At 60.8% G+C, this 20,660-nt stretch carries 20 protein-coding genes; 12 read left to right on the top strand and 8 right to left on the bottom strand.

Annotated elements, in window-relative coordinates:
• Nucleotide 1: 1 nt before the first annotated feature.
• The 5 genes from B9G99_RS03085 to B9G99_RS03065 all read right to left on the bottom strand — a co-directional run bounded on the left by B9G99_RS03085 (nucleotide 2) and on the right by B9G99_RS03065 (nucleotide 4,681).
• Nucleotides 2-1,318 carry a sensor histidine kinase gene (locus B9G99_RS03085; protein ID WP_086620709.1) on the bottom strand — a complete coding sequence of 439 codons (1,317 nt, stop codon included), beginning with the start codon at nucleotides 1,316-1,318 and terminating at the stop codon, nucleotides 2-4.
• Nucleotides 1,318-1,998, bottom strand: coding sequence for a response regulator transcription factor (locus B9G99_RS03080; RefSeq protein ID WP_086620708.1), 681 nt, complete (start codon nucleotides 1,996-1,998; stop codon nucleotides 1,318-1,320). Before B9G99_RS03080 ends, B9G99_RS03085 begins: the two co-directional genes overlap by 1 nt.
• Nucleotides 1,979-2,362 carry a PepSY domain-containing protein gene (locus B9G99_RS03075; RefSeq protein ID WP_086620707.1) on the bottom strand — a complete coding sequence of 128 codons (384 nt, stop codon included), beginning with the start codon at nucleotides 2,360-2,362 and terminating at the stop codon, nucleotides 1,979-1,981. The genes B9G99_RS03080 and B9G99_RS03075 overlap by 20 nt, the downstream gene beginning before the upstream one ends.
• Nucleotides 2,363-2,490: 128 nt before the next feature.
• On the bottom strand, nucleotides 2,491-3,786 hold the full coding sequence (locus tag B9G99_RS03070; RefSeq protein WP_086620706.1) for an HlyC/CorC family transporter: 1,296 nt from the start codon (nucleotides 3,784-3,786) through the stop codon (nucleotides 2,491-2,493).
• A gap of 100 nt (nucleotides 3,787-3,886) precedes the next feature.
• Nucleotides 3,887-4,681, bottom strand: coding sequence for a cytochrome C assembly family protein (locus B9G99_RS03065; protein WP_086620705.1), 795 nt, complete (start codon nucleotides 4,679-4,681; stop codon nucleotides 3,887-3,889).
• Between the two features lie 285 nt (nucleotides 4,682-4,966).
• Here B9G99_RS03065 and ffh point away from each other — a divergent pair, with 285 nt between their 5' ends.
• The 12 genes from ffh to B9G99_RS03005 all read left to right on the top strand — a co-directional run bounded on the left by ffh (nucleotide 4,967) and on the right by B9G99_RS03005 (nucleotide 16,634).
• Complete coding sequence (gene ffh / locus B9G99_RS03060) at nucleotides 4,967-6,382, top strand: signal recognition particle protein (protein WP_086623249.1); 1,416 nt, start codon at nucleotides 4,967-4,969, stop codon at nucleotides 6,380-6,382.
• A 217-nt stretch (nucleotides 6,383-6,599) separates the two neighbouring features.
• Nucleotides 6,600-6,860 carry a 30S ribosomal protein S16 gene (gene rpsP / locus B9G99_RS03055; RefSeq protein WP_086620704.1) on the top strand — a complete coding sequence of 87 codons (261 nt, stop codon included), beginning with the start codon at nucleotides 6,600-6,602 and terminating at the stop codon, nucleotides 6,858-6,860.
• A gap of 17 nt (nucleotides 6,861-6,877) precedes the next feature.
• Nucleotides 6,878-7,393, top strand: a complete 516-nt coding sequence (gene rimM, locus B9G99_RS03050) for a ribosome maturation factor RimM (RefSeq protein WP_086620703.1) — start codon at nucleotides 6,878-6,880, stop codon at nucleotides 7,391-7,393.
• A gap of 32 nt (nucleotides 7,394-7,425) precedes the next feature.
• A complete protein-coding gene (gene trmD, locus B9G99_RS03045; RefSeq protein WP_086620702.1) occupies nucleotides 7,426-8,217 on the top strand; it encodes a tRNA (guanosine(37)-N1)-methyltransferase TrmD in 792 nt (263 codons plus the stop codon).
• A 119-nt stretch (nucleotides 8,218-8,336) separates the two neighbouring features.
• A complete protein-coding gene (gene rplS, locus B9G99_RS03040) occupies nucleotides 8,337-8,702 on the top strand; it encodes a 50S ribosomal protein L19 (protein WP_086620701.1) in 366 nt (121 codons plus the stop codon).
• Between the two features lie 152 nt (nucleotides 8,703-8,854).
• Complete coding sequence (xerD, locus tag B9G99_RS03035) at nucleotides 8,855-9,742, top strand: site-specific tyrosine recombinase XerD (protein ID WP_086620700.1); 888 nt, start codon at nucleotides 8,855-8,857, stop codon at nucleotides 9,740-9,742.
• A 7-nt stretch (nucleotides 9,743-9,749) separates the two neighbouring features.
• Nucleotides 9,750-10,511 (top strand): DsbC family protein, encoded by a 762-nt coding sequence (locus tag B9G99_RS03030; protein ID WP_227875906.1) that lies wholly within the window; start codon nucleotides 9,750-9,752, stop codon nucleotides 10,509-10,511.
• Nucleotides 10,512-10,628: 117 nt separating this feature from the next.
• Nucleotides 10,629-11,945, top strand: coding sequence for a homoserine dehydrogenase (locus B9G99_RS03025; RefSeq protein WP_086620698.1), 1,317 nt, complete (start codon nucleotides 10,629-10,631; stop codon nucleotides 11,943-11,945).
• Nucleotides 11,946-11,962: 17 nt separating this feature from the next.
• Nucleotides 11,963-13,360: a threonine synthase gene (thrC, locus tag B9G99_RS03020; RefSeq protein ID WP_086620697.1), complete on the top strand. Its 1,398-nt coding sequence runs from the start codon at nucleotides 11,963-11,965 to the stop codon at nucleotides 13,358-13,360.
• A 44-nt stretch (nucleotides 13,361-13,404) separates the two neighbouring features.
• The gene (locus B9G99_RS03015) at nucleotides 13,405-14,025 is read left to right on the top strand and encodes a glutathione S-transferase family protein (RefSeq protein ID WP_086620696.1); all 621 of its coding nucleotides are present in this window, start codon (nucleotides 13,405-13,407) and stop codon (nucleotides 14,023-14,025) included.
• A gap of 77 nt (nucleotides 14,026-14,102) precedes the next feature.
• Nucleotides 14,103-15,905, top strand: a complete 1,803-nt coding sequence (locus tag B9G99_RS03010; protein WP_086620695.1) for a single-stranded-DNA-specific exonuclease RecJ — start codon at nucleotides 14,103-14,105, stop codon at nucleotides 15,903-15,905.
• A 114-nt stretch (nucleotides 15,906-16,019) separates the two neighbouring features.
• Entirely contained in the window at nucleotides 16,020-16,634 is a 615-nt protein-coding gene (locus tag B9G99_RS03005) for a YitT family protein (protein ID WP_086620694.1), read from the top strand.
• 17 nt (nucleotides 16,635-16,651) lie between these two features.
• Here B9G99_RS03005 and B9G99_RS03000 read toward each other — a convergent pair whose 3' ends face one another.
• The 3 genes from B9G99_RS03000 to B9G99_RS02990 all read right to left on the bottom strand — a co-directional run bounded on the left by B9G99_RS03000 (nucleotide 16,652) and on the right by B9G99_RS02990 (nucleotide 20,464).
• Nucleotides 16,652-17,083 carry a VOC family protein gene (locus tag B9G99_RS03000; protein WP_086620693.1) on the bottom strand — a complete coding sequence of 144 codons (432 nt, stop codon included), beginning with the start codon at nucleotides 17,081-17,083 and terminating at the stop codon, nucleotides 16,652-16,654.
• Nucleotides 17,084-17,223: 140 nt separating this feature from the next.
• Nucleotides 17,224-20,022 (bottom strand): heavy metal translocating P-type ATPase, encoded by a 2,799-nt coding sequence (locus B9G99_RS02995; protein WP_086620692.1) that lies wholly within the window; start codon nucleotides 20,020-20,022, stop codon nucleotides 17,224-17,226.
• A complete protein-coding gene (locus B9G99_RS02990) occupies nucleotides 20,012-20,464 on the bottom strand; it encodes a MerR family transcriptional regulator (protein WP_086620691.1) in 453 nt (150 codons plus the stop codon). Before B9G99_RS02990 ends, B9G99_RS02995 begins: the two co-directional genes overlap by 11 nt.
• Nucleotides 20,465-20,660 lie beyond the last annotated feature (196 nt).

The raw sequence follows: 20,660 nt of genomic DNA, 5'->3' as shown, positions 1-20,660 counted from the left end.
GTCAAGGCCCTGGCGGGGCAGGTAATTCAACCGTGACGGCCAGCCCGCCCAGATCGCTTTCACCCAGCTGGATATCGCCACCGTGATGGTGAACGATCTGTTCCACGATCCCGAGCCCCAGCCCGTGGCCGGTGACCTGTTCGTCCAGGCGCGTGCCGCGCCCCATTACCCGGCTTCGCTGCTCCGGCGGAATGCCGGGGCCGTCATCTTCCACCAGCATGACGAACTTCCGCCCTTCATATGACATGGTCAGGCGTGCCAGACCATGGGCCCATTTACCGGCGTTATCCAGCAGGTTGCCCAGAATCTCCAGCAGTTCGTCACGATCCCAGGGCAGGGGCGGCAGGTTCGCGCTGTCGTTGATGAAGGTAACGTTGCTGTGAATCTCGCGGAGGGTGTCCAGCAGGGGCTGAATGTCGCTGTCAGGCTGAAAGCGAGCGGCTGCAGAGACCTCGCCGGTATCCAGTCGGGCGCGCTGAAGCTCCTTCTCCACCAGACGGTGAATGTCATCCAGCCGCGCCTGAAGTGACTTGCGCAGGTCAGGCAGCTGTTCAAGCTCGCGACGCGCCAGCTGGGTTTCCATCACCGATAGAGGTGTCTTGAGCGCATGCCCGAGATTGGCGATGCCATCGCGAGAACGGTTGAGCACCCGCTCGATACGTTCCAGCTGGTGATTGAGCTCTTCGACAAACGGGGCGATTTCATCCGGTACCTGGGTTTCCAGTGCCATGCGCTTGCCCTCATGCAGCTGGGCAAGTTCGCGCTGGAGTTTCTCCAGCGGCATGAGGCCAAGGCGAATGACGCGGCGCTGGATGAAGACCAGCAGGATCGCCATGACGCCGCCAAGGCCCCAGATGCACAGGCGAAGCCAGTCCAGACGCCGGGTGACGGTGCTGTAATCCAGCGCTGTAGTGATGGTGAAATGATGTTTGCCGCGATGGTACTGGCCGGTCCAGGCCAGCAGGGACTGGTTTTCGGGCCCCTGACGGATCTGGGCAGTGTCGCCTTCCACCGGCTTCAGGCGGTGATCCCAGAGCGAGCGGGAGCGCAGGTGGATATCGTCATCGATATCGATGACAAAATACTGGCCCGAGTAGACCTGGTTAAAGGAGGCACGAAGACGCAGTGGATCGATCTGGACCTGACCGTCCCGATCCACTGGTAGAGTGGCCAGGCTTTCGGCATCCTCGCGCAGCCTTTCTGTCAGGTAGTCGCGCAGAACGTAATCGAAAAGCACCACGCTGCCGTGGGCCAGCAGCAGCATGACCACCAGTACCGAGGCCAGCAGCCCCAGATCGAGACGACGTGTCAGTGACATCAGGCGACGACGCTGTCACCACCGAAACGATAGCCCTGTCCGCGCTGGGTGATGATCACGCCACGCCCCAGCTTCTGGCGCAGATGATTGATATGCACCTCGACCACGTTGGGGTTGCGATCGTGTTCACTGTCGTAGAGGTGATCAAGCAGGCGATCCTTGGCAATGACATGTTCGGGGTGGAGCATCAGATAGCGCAGGATCGCAAACTCGGCGCGGGTCAGGTTGACCGGCGTTTCGTTGGAGGTACGCCAGGCGCTCTGTCCATTTTCATCCAGTACAACCCCTGCCACCGAAATGGTGGGAGAGGGGCGCTGACCGTGACGGCGGCGAACCAGTGCCTGAAGACGCAGAATCAGCTCGTCGGGATGGAAGGGCTTGGGCAGATAGTCATCTGCGCCAGCGCGCAGTCCGGTAATGCGCTCACTCCAGCTGGAGCGAGCGGTCAGGATCAGTATGGGCGTGTCGAGCCCATCGGCCCGCCACTGTTCCAGAAGCGTCAGCCCCGGACGGCCGGGCAGGCCCAGGTCCAGGATAATGATATCAAAGGGTTCACTGGTGGCCATGACGGCAGCATCCCGGCCGTCCGTGCACCAGTCGACGGCGTAGCCGTTCTGGGTAAACAGGGCAGTCAGTTCATCCGCAAGCGGAACATTGTCTTCAATCAATAGCAACCGCATGATTACCCCTCTCATCTTCTTCCAGATCCAGGTGCCTGCCGGTCACGGCATCGAAGCGAAGCGCCCTGATTTGTCCATCATGATCGAGCATATCAATTTCGTAAACATAACGCTGATCAATGCAGTCGAGCTTGGCCTCAAGCAGTTTCCCGCTGCGATACCCGCGCGCTTTCTCGAGTATGACCGGAAAGGGCTCGATATGACCATTTTCGGTCATCTGAAGCACCTCATCCTGAGAGACATCCTGACCCTCCTTCTGACAGGCGCATGCCATCGCAGCAAACGTCGGGAACGTTGCCAGGCAGCAAAGCGCGAATAAGCGCAGTCGGAGGCTATCCATGAACATCATGTTGACCTGTTGCACGTAAATCGTGCGGAAAAGTGAGCGATATCATCATGCGTTCCCGGAAAGGCCGTCATGGATATCGCGCAACTTAACAAAACAGGCTTAACTCAATCCCAAAAGCGCTCTTGCGTATGTGTCCGGATCGATCATTGATGCATGTCGGCTGCGCGCGTCGCACGCCTTTGAGTCTGCCAGCAGCGTGTTGATGTAATCAGGTTCTCCTTGATCTCAAGAATCTCGAGACGAACACTGCCAATCTCCAGACTGGCCGGTGCGTCAGGAAAGGATTCCAGATACTCCAGAATCAATCCATTGAGTGTCTTGGGGCCGCTGGTCGGCAGCTGCCAGCTCAGAACCTTGTTGATTTCACGGATGTTGGCAGTGCCATCAATGATGTAGCTCCCGTCATCCTGCTGATGAATTTCCTGATGCGTGTCAGCAATGTCGGTCGTGAACTCACCCACGATCTCTTCAAGAATATCTTCAAGCGTGACCAGTCCCTGCACGTCACCGTATTCGTCGACCACAATGCCGATGCGTCGCTTTTGCTGCTGAAAATTGAGCAGCTGGGTGTGCAGGGGAGTAGATTCGGGCACGAAATAGGGCTCGCGCGCCTCCTGCACGATGGAGGCCTTGCTGACATTGGGCTGGGACATGATACGGGCGGCATTGCGAAGGTGCAGGATGCCGATGATGTTATTGATGTCCCCCTTGTAGACCGGTACGCGCGTGTGCTGACTGGTGCGGATCTCGGAAAGCAGCGTCTCCAGGTCATCCTCGAGATTGAGCCCGACCACTTCGTGGCGCGGCACCATGATGTCGTTGACCGTGACATTTTCCAGATCAAGAATCGAGATCAGCATTGTCTGGTGGCGGCGGGGGATCATGGTGCCGGCTTCATGCACGACGGTGCGCAGTTCATCGCGGGTCAGGTTGGCGGCGCTGCCGTCCATCTCGCGGATGCCGGCAAGACGCAGCAGGCCGTTGGATATGCCATTGACCAGCCAGACAAGCGGGTAGAGGACCCGCAGCAGGGGCTCAAGAACCAGAGAAGCGGGAAAGGCGATCTTGTCAGGCCTTAATGCTGCCATGGTCTTGGGTGTGACCTCGGCAAAGATCAAAACGACCAGGGTCAGAATTGCTGTCGAGATGGCAGGGCCCGACACCTCACCAAAAAAGTGAATGGCAATGATGGTGCCGATCGAGGCCGCCAGATTATTGACGAAGTTGTTGCCGATCAGAATGACGCCGATCAGGCGGTCCGGGCGCGACAGCATTCGCAGCACCCGTTTGGCGGACTTGTGCCCTGTATTGGCCTGATGCTTCAACCGGTAACGGTTGATGGACATCATGCCGGTTTCCGAGCTCGAGAAGAAGGCAGACAGGATAATGAGCAGCACGAGCAGGGCAAACATCAGCCCCAGGGGAGTGTCATCGCTCAAGGTCGGTGGATCCTCGGAATCAGTTATCGGTCGTTTTTAGAAATTTGTGTCATGAGTGTCAAGGCGGCATTGGCAGAAGTTGCCATGAATGCCGGCTGAATCAGCCATGCAACAACTGTACGATCAGCCTGGTGCCGAAATAGGCCAGTATCAATATGATGACGGCGCCCAGCGTCCAGCGAATGGCAAGCGAGCCGCGCCAGCCGCGCTGATATCGACCCCAGAGAAGGATGGAAAAAAGCACCCAGGCCAGCAGGGATAATACGGTCTTGTGTACCAGGTGCTGGGCAAACAGATCGTTGATGAACAAAAAGCCGCTGACGATCGAGGCGGTCAGAAAGACCATGCCATAGGTAATCAGCTCGAACATCAGCTTCTCCATGGTCGTCAGGGGCGGTAGAACCTGAACGATGCCACGAAAATGATTGTGCTTGAGCGCATGTGTCTGGACGGCCAGTAAAATGGCCTGGCCGGCGGCCATGATCAGCAGCGCATAGGCCAGCACCGATGTGGCAATATGCGCCAGCATGCCGGGCGTAAAACCATATTCGATGCTGGACTCGGGAAAGCCGACGGCCCCCATGACACTCAGGGCTGCCAGAGGATAAAGCCCTACTGCGGCCGGCATGAGCGGTTTTTTGACGCTGGCCAGCAGTAAAAGGGCAGCAATCAGGAAAAAGACCAGTGAAATGGTCTCGGAAATGCCCAGGTGCAGTCCATCATGTGCGCGTAGCGTGGTGTAGACCACCACGCCGTGACCCGCGACAGCCAGGGCGCTGGCCGCATTCACAAGTCCCTGGCGAGCGGGCAGGCGCCGGGTGAGCGACAGCATCTGACGACAGGCGGCGGTGCAATAAAACACGACTGCCACAAGGGCAGAAAAAAGCGTGAGCATCGTTATATGACAATCCGTATGGAAATCGCGAACCTGACGTGCAAGTCGTGATGCAGATCACGGGGCTTGACCACTATACCGAGACCCAACCCCAATCGAAACCGGACATGTCCGTGGAGCAGGCGACAGGTCTCTTTGCGGATCGATATCCGGTTGTTCACGAATCCTTGTCAGGCTGGTGTATGGCGACGCCTTGAACCGTTATAATGCGCACCAACATTTTCCGGTCTCGGCATGGGCGCCTTTCACGTTTCTGCCGCCGCCGCTGCACCATCGGAGAAGCTCATGTTTGATAACCTGACAGATCGTCTCTCTCATACGCTCAGATCCGTGACCGGCCAGGCACGACTGACCGAGGAGAACATCAAGGATACCCTTCGCGAAGTTCGGCGTGCCCTGCTGGAAGCCGACGTCTCGCTGGCAGTGGTCAAGGACTTCGTCGAACGCGTTCGCGCCCGCGCCGTGGGTCAGGAGGTTTCCAAAAGCCTCTCGCCCGGTCAGCAGTTCGTCAAGATCGTCCAGCAGGAGCTGGAAGCGACCATGGGCGAGGGCAACGTGCCGCTCGAGCTCAAGCAGACCCCATCCGTCATTCTGATGGCCGGTTTGCAGGGCGCGGGCAAGACCACCTCCGTTGCCAAGCTGGCCCGCTTTCTGCGCGAGCGTCAAAAGAAGAAGGTGCTGGTAGTGTCGGCGGACGTCTACCGTCCGGCGGCCATCGATCAGCTCGAAACGCTGGCTCATGAGGTCGGCGTCGAGTTCTTCCCCTCAACCAGCGAACAACAGCCGGTCGCGATCGCTGAAGCGGCCATCCGTCATGCCCGCATTCAGTTTTTTGATGTAGTACTGGTAGATACCGCCGGTCGTCTGCACATCGACGAGACGATGATGGGCGAGATTCGCGATCTCCATCGCGCCATCTCGCCGCAGGAAACGCTGTTCGTGGTCGATGCCATGACCGGTCAGGATGCCGCCAATACGGCGCAGGCCTTCCACGAGGCATTGCCGCTGACCGGTGTGATCCTGACCAAGGCAGACGGCGATTCCCGTGGTGGTGCGGCGCTGTCGGTACGTCATATCACCGGCAAGCCGATCAAGTTCATGGGGATGGGCGAGAAGACCGATGCTCTCGAACCCTTCTATCCGGACCGTGTGGCCTCGCGCATCCTTGGCATGGGGGATGTGCTCAGCCTGATCGAGGAAGCCGAGCGCAAGGTAGATCGCACCAAGGCCGATCAGCTCTCCAAAAAGATCAAAAAGGGCGAAAGCTTCGATCTCGAGGACTTTCGTGATCAGCTCCAGCAGCTCAAGAACATGGGCGGCATGGGCAGTCTGCTCGAAAAACTGCCCGGTATGGGACAGATGGCCGAAATGGCCCAGGGGCAGGCCAGCGAGAAGGAGTTCGGCAAGCTCGAATCAATGATCAATTCCATGACGCCGAAGGAGCGCCGCAAGCCCGACCTGATCAACGGCTCGCGCAAGCGCCGCATCTGTGCAGGTTCCGGGACGACCGTGCCGGATCTCAACCGTCTGCTCAAGCAACACAAGCAGATGCAGAAAATGATGAAAAAGATGGGCAAAAAGGGCGGCATGCAGAAGATGATGCGCGGTATGAGCTCCATGATGGGCGGCGGTGGCGGCATGGGCGGCCCCGGCGGAGGCATGGGCGGTATGGGTGGTCCGGGCGGTTTCCCGCGTCGTTGAGAAGTGCCCGATTTCGCTTGCCTGGGAACTGCATTTATGCAGTTCCCAAGCCTTGAAATTTCCCGTAGAATACCGCGTCTTCGAGAAGCGGCGCGCCTGCGCATGGCGTTTTCCGGGGTGAGTTTTCCGGTAACGCTTGTGATCAGGATGATGCGCGCAACATGTTTATGGCCTCGTCGTGCAGTTGAGCGACGTTATTCCAACTGAAGGACTTTAAATGGTTACCATTCGTCTGGCACGTGGTGGCGCCAAGAAGCGTCCCTTTTATCACCTGCATGTGACTGATTCGCGCGTCAAGCGTGACGGCCGCTATCTGGAGCAGGTGGGCTTTTTCAACCCGATCGCCCGTGGTCAGCAGGAACGTCTGCGTATCGACCTCGAGCGCATCGAACACTGGCAGGCTCAGGGTGCACAGCTCTCTGATCGCGTTGCCGAGCTCGTGCGTTTTGCGCGCAAGCAGCAAACCGCTTCCGCCTGATACGTTCTGGAATCGGTATGACGCAGTCGCCTGAGCAGTACGTCGTCATGGGCAAGCTGACCAGCCCCTATGGCGTAAAAGGGTGGCTTCGCGTGTATTCGTGGACCAGCCCCATGGAGGGTATCCTCTCCTACGGGACATGGCTGGTTGAGCACAATGGGCAGCGTACGCCCATGACCCTGCTTAACGGTCAGCGTCACGGCAAGGGACTGGTGGTTCGCCTTGATGGTGTTGATTCACGAGAAGCCGCCGAGCGTGTTGCGGGAGCTACCATCTGGCTCAAGGCCGATGAGCTTCCGGTGCTGGCCAGCGATGAGTACTACTGGTATCAGCTGGAAGGGCTCAGGGTTCATACGGTCGATGGCGTTGCGCTCGGATGTGTCGAGTATTTGTTCGAAACCGGTGCCAACGATGTTCTGGTGGTTCGTGGTGAAGACCGCGAGCGCCTGATTCCATTTCTGCCGGATGACGTGATTCAAAAGGTGGATCTTGAGGGCGGCATCATGACCGTCAACTGGGATCCCGATTTTTGATGACTGTTTTCCCTTCAGGCGAGTAATGGGCCGTGTGGATTGGAGTGGTATCGCTGTTTCCGGAAATGTTTGATGCCGTCACCCGCTATGGGGTGACCGGGCGCGCCGTAGAGCGTGGCCTGATGCGCATCGACTGCTGGAATCCGCGTGACTACGCGCTGGATCGCCATCGCAGTGTGGATGATCGCCCCTATGGAGGCGGCCCCGGCATGCTGATGAAGGTAGATACCCTGCGTAGTGCCATTGCCGAGGCCCGACGTCACGGCGAAGAGCAGGCCGGACAGGATGACGATGCGCCGGTACGCGTGATCTATCTTTCCCCTCAGGGGCGAAAGCTGGATCAGGAAGGTGTCAGGCAGCTGGCTTCCTATCGGAATCTGGTGCTGGTGGCCGGTCGGTATGAAGGCATCGACGAGCGCGTGATCGATCTTGATATCGATGAAGAGTGGTCCATCGGTGATTACGTGCTCAGCGGTGGTGAACTGCCCGCCATGGTGCTTTGTGATGCCGTGGCAAGACTGGTGCCGGGCGTGCTGGGCCATCAGGCCTCTGCCGAAGAGGACTCCTTCAGCGCTGGCCTGCTGGACTGTCCGCACTACACGCGTCCGGAAGAGGTTGACGGGCAGCGGGTACCGGAAGTGCTGCTGGGAGGACACCATGGCGAGATTCGCCGCTGGCGCCTCAAGCAGTCTCTGGGCCGGACTTGGCAGCGTCGGCCGGAACTGCTGCAGGAGATGATACTCGACCGTGAGCAGCGTCAGTTGCTGGACGAGTTCATCGACGAACACGCATCGGTGGATGCCGATGCGGCGGTGCGGGATTAGCGGACCATGGTTCGAATGATGCCGCGTCACCCACGAATCGACCCCGCGCATGTCGCCGGGATTAAGGACGCCGGTGTTGCAGACACTGCTACCGGGTCCAGTCACATTGGAGAAATGTCATGAGCAGCAAAAACCTGATTATCCAGGCGCTTGAAAACGAGCAGCTGGACAGGGAAATCCCGAATTTCGGCCCCGGCGACACTGTCGTGGTACAGGTCAAGGTCGTGGAAGGTAGCCGCGAGCGTCTGCAGGCGTTTGAAGGCGTTGTCATCGGCAAGCGCAACCGTGGACTGAACTCTGCGTTCACCGTGCGCAAGATCTCTCACGGTGTTGGCGTTGAGCGTACTTTCCAGACCTACAGCCGTCAGGTCGACAGCATTGAAGTGCGTCGTCGTGGTGATGTTCGTCAGGCCAAGCTTTACTACCTGCGCGATCGCAGCGGCAAGTCTGCACGTATCAAGGAAAAGCTCGCCAAGAAGTCCTGAGCCTTTTCGTCACTGCCCGGTGTCATCGGGCAGTTTCTCAAAGACCCCGCACCATGCATCATGGGCGGGGTTTTTGTCTGTTGGGTACCGGCCTGTCTGAAGGGTTCAGGATGACCGCCCGAATCACTGTCGTGTTTTCATGAGAGACTGTCATGTCCAGCCAGCTGATCGATGCCTTTCTTGATGCGCTATGGCTTGAGCGCGGTGCCAGCCGACATACGCTGGACGCCTATCGATGTGATCTGATGCACTGGCAGCGCTATCTGTCACGTCATGACATGAGCCTTCTGGCGCCGGAGAGTCAGGTCTATCAAAACCTGATCGATGAGCGTCGTCAAAATGGCTATCAGGCACGCTCCGATGCCCGACTGACCTCCAGCCTGCGCCGTTTTTATCGCTGGGCACTGGTCACCGGCCAGATCCAGCATGACCCTCTGGCCGACATCGTGGCGCCGCGAGCCAGTGCGGGGCTGCCGGGCACGCTTGAAGAGGAAGAAGTCGAGCGGCTGCTTGGCGCGCCGGATGTGACCACCGCGCTGGGTCTGCGTGACCGGGCCATGCTGGAGGTGCTCTACAGCTGTGGGCTTCGTGTCTCCGAGCTGGTAGGGCTGCGGGTGGACAGCATTAATCTGCGTCAGGGCGTGGTGCGCGTACTGGGCAAGGGCGATGCCGAACGGCTGGTACCAATGGGCGAGCCTGCCATCGAATGGCTGGAGCGCTATCTGCGTGAAGGGCGCGGTGAGCTGATGGCCGACATTACCCGCGCTCCCCTGTTCCCGGGACGCAGCGATGGTTTCATGATGCGACAGACTTTCTGGTATCGCATCAAGCACCACGCGACCCGGGCAGGCATTGAGGCGTCGCTGTCACCACATACCCTGCGCCACGCCTTTGCGACCCACCTGCTCAACCACGGTGCCAATCTGCGCGTGCTGCAGGAACTTCTCGGTCATCGCGACCTCTCTACCACACAGATTTACACGCGCGTGGCTCAGGCACGCCTTGAAGCCATTCATGCCAAACATCATCCAAGGGGCTGAACTACCCATGTCCAAACTGCCTGCTCTCTCCATTCGTTCTCTGTTGACCGGTACGCTGCTGGCCGGCGCCGTACTCGCCCAGGGCGCTCAGGCCGATGACGCCGGGGTGCCAAAGGATCTGACCGACCACCTGGTGGTCAATGGTCAGTCAATGCCGGTGCGCTCGGTTGAAGCTTCACCTGTATCGGGTCTTTATGAGGTCCAGCTGGAGGGTGGTCAGACGCTCTACAGCGACCGGGAGGGAAAGTATCTGCTGGTGGGCGATCTTTATCGCAACGACAGCGGCCAGATGGTCAACCTGACCGAACAGAAGCAGCAGCAGCAGCGCCTGGCGCTTCTTGAGCAGGTGCCTGACAAGGACACGGTCGTCTTTCGACCCGCCGGCAAGGTCAAGGCCGTGATCAATGTCTTTACCGATACCACCTGCCCGTACTGCCGAAAGTTTCATGAAGAAGTGCCCGAGCTCAACAAGCGGGGCGTAGAGGTGCGTTATCTGGCCTTTCCGCGGGCCGGCATGCAGGGGGAAGGCGCACGCGAACTTAATCAGGTCTGGTGCAGTGACAACCGCACCGAGGCGATGACAACGATCAAGAAGGACAAGAAGATCAAGGGCGGCGCCAGCTGCGATACCCCGGTCGAGGCACAGTTTGCCCTGGGCAAGCAGATCGGTATTCAGGGCACACCGGCATTGATCCTGCCTGATGGGCGCATGATTCCAGGCTATGTACCCGTGGACCGACTGGTCAGCATGCTGGGGTTGAAGAATTAACCACAAGGCATTCATGGAAGCCGTGCGGGACGTTACACTGCTTCTCCTCCCGGGGTCCTGAAGGCCCCGGGAAAACAGTCATGCAGCGTTGAGATCAGTAGACCAGGGGGCAAGACGGTGGAACCGGTAAAGGTAGGCATCTGTGGACTGGGGACCGTGGGTAGCGGCACATTCAATGTATTGGTGCGTAACGCCCAGGACATTGAACGTCGAGCCGGGCGCGCCATTGTGGTGGAGCAGATTGGTGCGCGGCGTGATAGCCCGCAGGTGGACCTGACCGGGATCAACGTCACCCGCGACGTGTTCGAGGTCGCCCGAAATCCTGATATCGATGTCGTGGTCGAGCTGATCGGAGGCTATGACGTGGCCCGCGAGCTGGTGCTGGAAGCCATTCGCCACGGCAAGCACGTCGTCACTGCCAACAAGGCCCTGATCGCCGTTCATGGCAACGAGATCTTCCGCGCGGCCGCCGAGCAGGGCGTCATTGTCGCCTTCGAGGCGGCCGTGGCCGGGGGCATTCCGGTGATCAAGTCCCTGCGCGAAGGGCTGGGCGCCAACCGCATTCAGTGGGTGGCCGGCATCATCAACGGCACCGGCAACTACATCCTGACTCACATGCGTGATGAAGGGCGGGCCTTTGAAGACGTACTGGCCGAAGCTCAGGCGCTGGGGTATGCCGAGGCCGATCCGACCTTTGATGTCGAAGGTATCGATGCGGCCCACAAGCTGACCATTCTGGCCTCGATCGCCTATGGCGTGCCGCTGCAGTTCGAGAGGGCCTACACCGAAGGCATTTCGCGCATCACCTTCGATGACGTGAAACAGGCCGAAGCCCTGGGCTATATCATCAAGCATCTTGGCATCTCCAAGCGCACCGATGACGGCATCGAACTGCGTGTCCATCCGGCCCTGGTCCCCAAAGAGCAGCTGCTGGCCAACGTCCACGGGGTCAAGAATGCCATCGAAGTGATGGGCGATGCCGTGGGGCCGACACTCTACTATGGGGCGGGCGCCGGCGCCGAGCCGACCGCCTCGGCGGTCGTGGCGGATCTTCTGGACGTGGCCCGCGACATGGCCACCCATCATGATTACCGCACACCCTATCTGGCCTTCAGCGGCATCGTGGAGGGCGATGAGAGCCTGCCGATCCTGCCGATGGAGAACATCGTCACGGCCTATTATCTGAGACTTCTGGCCGTGGATCGTCCCGGTGTGCTGGCGCGTGTGGCCACCATTCTGGCCGAGCAGGGGGTCAGCATCGAGGCGCTGATCCAGAAGGAAGCCACCGAAGGCGAGCTGGTGCCGATCATCATCACCACGCACCGCACCCGCGAGGCCAACATGAATGAAGCAATTCGCCAGCTTGAAGCGCTGGCTGATATTGCCGGGCCGGTAACCCGCATCCGCATCGAACATCTTGACGAAAACGTCTGATCAGGGGCGCACAGACCATGCGTTACATCAGTACGCGCGGGAACGCTCCCGCGCTGAATTTTGAAGAAGCGTTACTGACCGGGCTGGCGCCCGATGGCGGTTTGTACGTGCCGGAAACATTGCCGCAGTTCTCTCGTGAAGAGATCGCGGCCATGGCCGGACAGCCCTATACCGAGATCGCCTTTCGGGTCATGAAGCCCTTTGTCGGCGGCGAGATCGATGATGACACCCTGCGCGGTCTCATCAACGACAGCTACGCCACCTTCAAGCATGACGCCGTGGTGCCGCTCAAGCAGCTCTCGCACAACCACTGGCTGATGGAGCTCTTCCACGGGCCGACACTGGCCTTCAAGGATGTCGCACTGCAGCTGCTGGGCCGCCTGCTGGATCACTTTCTCAAAAAACGCGGCGAGAAGGGCGTCATCATGGGCGCGACTTCGGGCGATACCGGTTCGGCCGCCATTGAGGGCTGTCGTCACTGTGACAACCTCGATATCTTCATCCTGCATCCTTATCAGCGCGTCTCTGCCGTTCAGCGTCGCCAGATGACCACGGTGCTGGCCGATAACGTTCACAACATCGCCATCGAAGGCAACTTCGACGACGCTCAGGCCATCGTCAAGGCCAGCTTCGCCGACCAGGGCTTTCTCGACGGCACCCGACTGATCGCGGTCAACTCGATCAACTGGGCGCGCATCATGGCGCAGATCGTCTACTACTTTGCCTCGGCCGTCGCGCTGGGCGCCCCGCACCGCGAGGTCAGTTTCACGGTGCCATCGGCCAACTTCGGCAATCTGTTTGCCGGTTATACCGCCAGTCAGATGGGCCTGCCGGTCAAGCAGTTCGTGATTGCCACCAATGCCAACGACATCCTGCACAGGACGCTGGCCGATAACGACTTCTCCAAACGCGAGCTGGCAGCGACTCTGGCACCGTCGATGGATATCGTGGTGTCATCCAACTTCGAGCGTCTGCTCTTTGACGCCTACGATCGCGACGGTGATCGTGTTCGCGCGCTGCTGGAGTGTTTCCAGCAGGAGCCCACGGTGCTGGCCGATGCCCCGCTGGCCAGACTGCGCGAGAAGTTCGGCAGCCACCGCGTGGATGATGACACCATCCTCGAGGTGATTCGCGAAGCCTTCGAGCGCACCGGCGAGCTGCTTGATCCGCATACTGCCACCGGCTATCGCGCCGCTGACGTGGCGCGCAGCGATGACACCACGCCCATGATTACGCTGGCGACCGCGCATCCGGCCAAGTTCGAGGACGCCGTGGTCCGGGCCGGTTTTGAAGGCGCGGCGCTGCCGGAGTCCATGAGCGATCTGATGACGCGTGAAGAGCGCTATGACGTGCTGCCGGCCAGGGCACATGACGTTCAGCGCTTTGTCGCCGAGCATCGCGTGGCCAGCAGCTGATCCAGCCGGCAGGCGTTGTCGACATCACTGCGTGAGGAGAGGGCATGTTGAAGGTATGGGGCCGGGCCAACTCGACCAACGTCAAGAAGGTGCTCTGGTGTGCCGATGAACTTGGCCTTGAGGTCGAGCGTATCGATGCCGGTGGCGAGTTCGGGATTGTGGATGATCCCGGCTACCGGGCGCTCAATCCCAACGGCCTGATCCCCTGCCTGCAGGACGGGTCGCTGGTGCTGTGGGAGTCCAACGCCATCGTGCGCTATCTGATCGCGCAGTACGGCGAGGGGCCGCTGGCCGTCCATGACCCCGCCCGCCGTGCCGAGGCGGACAAGTGGATGGACTGGGCCACCTCGACCTTCGCTGCACCCTTCAGGGATGTCTTCTGGAATACCGTACGGTTATCGCCGGATCAAAGCGACAATGCGATCAGGGAGCGTGGCATTGACGAATGCACGAGACTGCTGGCGCGTGTCGATGCCATTCTGGCCGATCAAGCCTGGCTTTCCGGTGAGGCGTTTGGCATGGGTGACATCCCGCTGGGCTGCATGGCGTATGCCTGGTTTGAAATGCCCATCGAGCGCCCGGCACAGGTGCATCTTGAGCGCTGGTATCAGCGCCTGACCGAGCGCGACGCCTTTCAGCGACAGGTCATGACGCCGCTGACCTGACCGTTCTGAACGAGCCATCAACAGGGCTGCACCGGTATCAATGATGCTGGCGCAGCCCTTGAGCTTTTGGAGCCCCCGTGAATAACGCGAGTCCTTCCCTGAAAACGCTGCTGAACAAGAAAATCCTGCAGCGTCCCTGTCATGAAGGCCTCTACCAAGAGGCGCTCGATGCCGGACTGACCGAGCTGCAGGCGCGAATTCTGGCCGGACGCCTCAAGGACCCGCGAGCGCCGGTGTCCGCCCTGATCGCGCCGGCGCTGCGCTATATCGAGCATCCCGAAAAGCTGTGCGATGCGACCCGCGGCGCCGAGCGCATCGCCCGAGCCGTGATCGACGGGGAACATATCGGCATCATCACCGACTATGACGTCGATGGGATTACCTCGCACGTGGTGATTCTGAGAACGCTGGTCGAACTCTTCGGCGTGCCGCGCGAGCGGCTTCACAGTCTGATTGGTCATCGCATCAATGATGGCTACGGCATCAGCGCGGCGCTGGTGGATAAAACGCTGGCGCTCACGCCGCGTCCATCGCTGATCATCAGTGCCGATTGCGGCTCCAGCGATGAGCCGCGCCTGGCACGTCTCAAGGAAGCCGGTATCGATGTGGTCGTGACCGATCATCACGCCCTGCCCGTCGAGGGGCCGCCGGCCTCGGCCCATGCGGTGGTCAATCCGTCGCGCGCCGACTGTGACTATCCCGATGCCACTATCGCGGGCTGCATGGTGTGCTGGCTTTTGATGTCTTTGACCCGCACGCATCTGATCGAGGCGGGTCGGCTGGCCGATGACACCCCCAAGCTTTCTCCATGGCTGGCCTACGTGGCGCTGGGCACGGTGGCTGACTGTGTCTCGCTGGGCGACAGCGCCATCAATCGCGCGGTGGTCACGCTCGGGCTCAAGCTGATCAACCGCATGGAGGCGCCGTGCTGGCGGATGATGGCCGAACGACTGGGGCCGGACAGCACACCGTTTGATGCCGAAACGCTGGCCTTTCAGATGGGACCGCGTATCAATGCCCGCTCGCGGCTGGATGACCCTTATGCAGCGCTGCACTTCATGCTGGCCGAGGACGATGCCACCGCTCGACGCTATCTCAATGTGCTGGATGATGACAACCAGGCGCGCAAGGCCATCGAGGCCGACATGGCCGAGCAGGCACGTGCCATGGCCCATCAGCAGCTCGAGCAGGGCGCGCGTGTGCTGATCGTTCATCTGGCCGAGGGTCACCCCGGCGTGCAGGGCATTGTGGCCTCGCGGCTGGTGCAGGCCTTCGGGCGTCCGTCCGTGGTGCTGACCCAGGCCCCGGACCCTGACATGCTGACCGGCTCCGGGCGCTCGGTGGAAGGCGTGCATCTGCGTGATGCGCTTCAGCGTGCCTGTGAGCTGGCGCCCGAGGCGCTGCCGCGCTTTGGCGGCCACAGCGGGGCGGCCGGCGTCGGGGTGCCCATCTGTCAGCTGGAAGCCTTTCGCTGTGCTCTGGCCACGGCCATCGACGAGCAGCTGGACGGCCGCGAGCTCTATCCGCTGATTCTCAGCGACGGCACGCTCTCGCCGCATCAGCTGACGCTCTCCATTCTCGATGAACTCGAAGCATTGGCACCCTACGGGCGAGAGTTTGAGGCGCCCCTGTTTGAGGGCCGGTTTGTGGTGGATCAGGCACGCCTGGTCGGCAGTGATGGTAACCATCTGATGATGACGCTGGACGCCGGGGCCCACATGATTCGCGCGATCTGGTTTCGCGCCGTCCAGCCCGGCGAGAACATGCCGGTGGCCGTCGGTGAGGAAATACGCTGCGCCTTTCGTCTGTCACGCAATCGCTATCGGGGGCGGGAGAGTCTGCAGTTGATGATCGAGCACGCCACGTCGCAGCCCGGGTAAGCCGCGGCCACTCGACGCCTGCGCGCGGGCTGTCGATAATATCTTCAGGCGCCACAAGCGCCGTGTGTCATGCACTGCCCATCCGGCAGTCACACAACAACAAGGATATTATCGATGGATGCTTCGTTGAGTCGACATCGTCTGCACGAGGATGTCATGGCCATCATGCTGGGTTCGGCCTGCGCGGCGCTGGGGATCGGACTTTATGAGCATGCCCAGATCCTGATCGGCAGCACGGCCGGTATCGCGCTTTTGATCACCTATAGTACCGGCTGGGATTTCGGCCCGGTCTTTTTCGTGGTGAATCTGCCGTTTTACTGGCTCGCCTGGCAGCGGGTCGGCCACCAGTTTGCGCTGAAGACCTTTGCCGCCATTGCGCTTTTGTCATTGATCAGCTGGCAGATGCCGCGCTGGATCGATATCGGTGACGTCTCTCCGCTGTTTGCCGCCCTCATGGGGGGCAGTCTGATCGGGCTGGGGGCGCTGGCGCTTTTCCGCCATCGCGGCAGTCTGGGCGGGTTCAATATTCTTGCCCTGTATTTGCAGGACCGGCGCGGCTGGAGCGCCGGCAAGGTTCAGCTTGCCCTTGATGGGCTGGTCATGCTGATGGCCTTTTTCGTGCTGCCACCCACCAACGTCATGTACTCCATCGTGGGCGCGGCCGTACTGGGTGTGATCCTGACCCTCAATCATCGCCCCGGGCGCTATACCGGCACCAGCAGTAATTGACCTGATACCGCCGGACGTTAATAGTTGGGCCACAGCCCCGGCGTGACCAGCTCCAGCAGGTGGCCGTCCGGGTCGCGGAAATAGAGGCTTTCACCGCCCGGCGGCCAGTGCGTGCGCCCCTCGATGGCGACCTCGTGATGTGCCAGATGCGCCTCCCAGGCCTCCAGTGCCTCGGCCTTGATGGCCAGCGCAATATGCTGACGCCCGCCGCCATCGTGGGGCGGAATGGTGCCCATGCCGTTTGGCAGATGCACGGTGTCCTGCGTCTCTCCCTGCAGAAAGATCAATAGCATCGACGGCCCGGTCGGGTAGGCCGTAAAGCGCTCATCAAAAAGATGAGGTGTCAGGCCCAGCACCGTTTCAAAAAAGCGCCGCGCCCGCGCCATATCGGCGGTATAGAGCGCGGTTTCGATCACCCCGTGCAGGGCGGGGGCAGACGATTCGGACATGGATAAACACTCCGTGAACATGGCACTGAAAGGGCAGTGTGGGCCAGCCCGCCCACGCTGTCATGTGTCCTTGTGACCACCCCAGAACCACCAGGCGATCACAACGATCAGTACGAGCCCCAGGGCATTGATCAGGATACTCATGAGGTGACCTCCGTCGTCGCTGCTGATTGGTCATTGTCCGGGCGCGCGATCCGCTCCGGTGTGAAGTGGCGCAATCGGTTGGCATTGGTCACGACCGTCACCGACGAGGCAGCCATCGCCAGCGCCGCCACCATGGGCGAGAGCAGGGCGCCGGTCAGCGGATAGAGCACGCCGGCGGCAATCGGGATGCCCAGTGTGTTATAGGCAAAGGCGCCCCATAGATTCTGCTTGATGTTCTTGATCGTGGCGCGACTCAGATCGATGGCATCGCTGATGCCGTGCAGGGAGTCGCGCATCAGGGCAGCGCCGGCCGATTCAATCGCCACGTCGCTACCGGCCCCCATGGCAAAGCCGACATCGGCGCCTGCCAGTGCCGGCGCGTCATTGATGCCATCGCCGGCCATGCCGACCACATAACCCTCGCGTCGCAGCCGCTCGATATGGGTCTGCTTGTCCTCGGGCAGAAGGCCGGCGTGCACCTCGTCGATGCCCGCTTCCCGGGCGATCGCCCGGGCGGTAGGTTCGGCGTCACCGGTCAGCATCACCACGCGCAGCTGGCGGGCATGCAGACGCTCGATGGCTTCTCGGGCATCGGCTCTAAGCGGGTCCTGTACGGCCAGCAGCGCGACCAGTCGACCATCGATGGCGAAGTGCAGCACGCTTCGGGCCTGTTTTTCCCATGCGTTGACGGTCTCGCGGACCTCCTCCAGGGCGACATTGTTTGCTTTCATCAGCGCGGCATTGCCCAGCGCCAGGCGCTCGCCGCTCGAACCGATGGCCGTGACGCCGCGTCCTGAAAGCGCCTCGAACTGTCTGACTTCGACAGTCTCTGCCGACTGCTCGTCGCAATACGACAGCACGGCACTCGCCAGCGGATGCTCCGAGCCGCGCTCAAGTCCGGCCAGCAGGGCGAGCGCCCTGTCATGATCCTCATCCTGCCAGAGCGCGTCGGTCACGCGCGGTTTGCCCTCGGTCAGCGTCCCGGTCTTGTCGACTACCAGTGCGGTCAGCTCGCCGATACGCTGAAGAGATTCGCCATGACGAATCAGGATACCGGCGCTGGCGGCACGGCCCACGCCAATCATGGTCGAGATCGGGGTGGCCAGTCCCAGTGCGCAGGGGCAGGCAATGATCAGGACCGACGTTGCCGTGATCAACATATGGGTGATCCGCGGCTCCGGGCCAATGTTGAACCAGACCAGCGCCGTGATGACTGCAATGATCATGACGGCCGGCACAAAGATGCTCGCGACCCGGTCGGCCAGCCGGCTGATGGGTGGGCGTGATCCCTGTGCCTGACGCACCTGTTCGATGATGCGTGACAGGCTGGTGTCGCCGCCGACCCGGGTCGCGCGCAGGGTCAGGGTACCCTTCGTGTTGAGCGTGCCCGCAGATACCCGGTCGCCGGCGTTTCGTTCGACGGCCTGGGGTTCACCGGTCAGCATCGATTCATCGATATGGCTGCTGCCTTCAACCACTTCGCCATCCACCGGTACTCGCTCACCGGGGCGCAGGCGGACAAGGTCGCCGCGCACTACATCATCGATGGCCACATCCACATCCTGTTGGCCTCGAATGACCCTGGCAGTACTGGCGCGCAGCGATACCAGCTGCGACAGCGCCTTCGAGGTACGCCCGCGCGATCGGGTCTCGATGGCCTGCCCCAGGCTGATCAGGCCGATGATCATCAGTGGCGCCTCAAGATAGAGCGACCGTGCTGCCTCGGGCACGATGTCCGGCAACAGCGCAACAAACATCGAGTAAAGCCAGGCCGTGGTGGCCCCGATGGCCACCAGCAGATCCATGTTGGCCATGCGATGGCGTACGGCCTTGATGGCCGCATCGTAAAAGCCGCGGCCGGCGGTCAGCATGATGCCCAGAACGGCCAGGCCAGTCACGACCCAGAACCAGCGCTCACCGCCTTCCAGCTGTGGATGGTGAAAGAACATGGACACCATCAGCGCAGCCCCGGGTACCAGCGCCAGCCAGGTGTCACGAATCTTGTGACGATAATCCTGCTGTTCCAGTTCGCCTCGGCGTGCCTCGCCCTGTTCGATGCTTTCGATGACCTCGGCACCGTAGCCGGCCTGTTCGACTGCCCTGATCAGGTCGCTGGCGGTGGCGCTGCCGCGGACCCGGGCGCTGCGCGTGGCAAAGTTGACCTGGGCCTCATCGACACCCTGCACGTGATCCAGCGCGTTCTGGATGGTGCGTACGCAGCCGGCGCAGGTAATGCCGGAGAGCTGAAGTTCGATGGCCTCTCCCGAGGCCTTGTCCGGCGACGTTGAAGTATCAGCGTCAGTTTGTCCGACAGCGTCTTCAGCACCTTCTCCAGTCGCGGCGCTGGCCTCTATCGTCGGGCCGGGTTCAGGCGCTGATTCAGGTGTCTCCCTGACAGGGGCGGCGCGATAGCCCGCGTCTTCCACGGCGCTGATGACCTCACTGATCGATTTGTGGGTAGTGATCGACAGATGTTCGGTATCGATGTCGATCTGCGCCTGTGGATCAAGCGTTTCCAGCGCGGTACGTGTGCGTTTGACGCAGCCACCGCAGTGAAGACCCTCAAGCGCCAGCCGGTGATGATGAGGTGTGTCCTGCGCCGGTGCAGCCTGAAAACCGGCGCCTTCCACTGCCTTGATGACCTCTTCAAGGGGGCGGTCGGTGCGCATGGCAAGATGCTCCACATCGATCTCGATATGGGCCTTCGGATCGAGGGCTTCCAGCGCAGCACGGGTGCGTTTGACGCAGCCGCCGCAGTGCAGGCCGCTCAGGGCGAGTCGATGATCATGAAACATGAGAGCTCCCTGCGTCGCGTGCGCTCGCCTCGGGTCGCGCATCGTTCCAGTGTTCGATCAGTTGACACAGCGTGTGGCCATCCGGCGCGCCATCCGGCATGGAAGACCAGGCGTTGAGTGCCTTTTCCATCCGATCTGCCAGCTGCTCCAGCTCCTGAATCTGTGCCCTGACCTCAGGCAGGCGCGTGCGCAGAAGGTCACGCACCATGGGGCAGGGGGAGTCACCGTGATCGGTGTGGGCAAAGATCTCCCCGACCTCCTTGAGGCTAAAGCCCAGGGTTCGGGCACGGTTGATAAAGCGCAGCCGCCTGAGCGCGTCGTCGTCGAAAAGCTGATAGCCGTTAGCGGGGTTGCGCTCGGCGTGAATCAGCCCCTGATGGACATAGTGACGGATGGTTTCGTGGGTCACGTTGCCCCGTTCGGCCAGTTCACCAATTTTCATGTCATTGCCTGCCGGTTATCTGTCATGCACTCAGCATAAAACCCTGGGGTAGCCACAGGGTCAAATGAGGTGTGCGGCAGACGGTCATTGCCTCAAGACGAGGCTCGTCAGGCGTCATCAAATTTTTTTTAAAAAAGTGCATCCAGAACGACATCTCGTGTGTACCCCTTATACAGCCGCAGCGATTGGAGCGGTT

Origin of the sequence: Kushneria konosiri (assembly GCF_002155145.1) — a bacterium.
Classification (GTDB): domain Bacteria; phylum Pseudomonadota; class Gammaproteobacteria; order Pseudomonadales; family Halomonadaceae; genus Kushneria; species Kushneria konosiri.
Note: the sequence above shows the minus strand (reverse complement) of the source record. Positions and strands in the feature narration are given on the sequence as shown.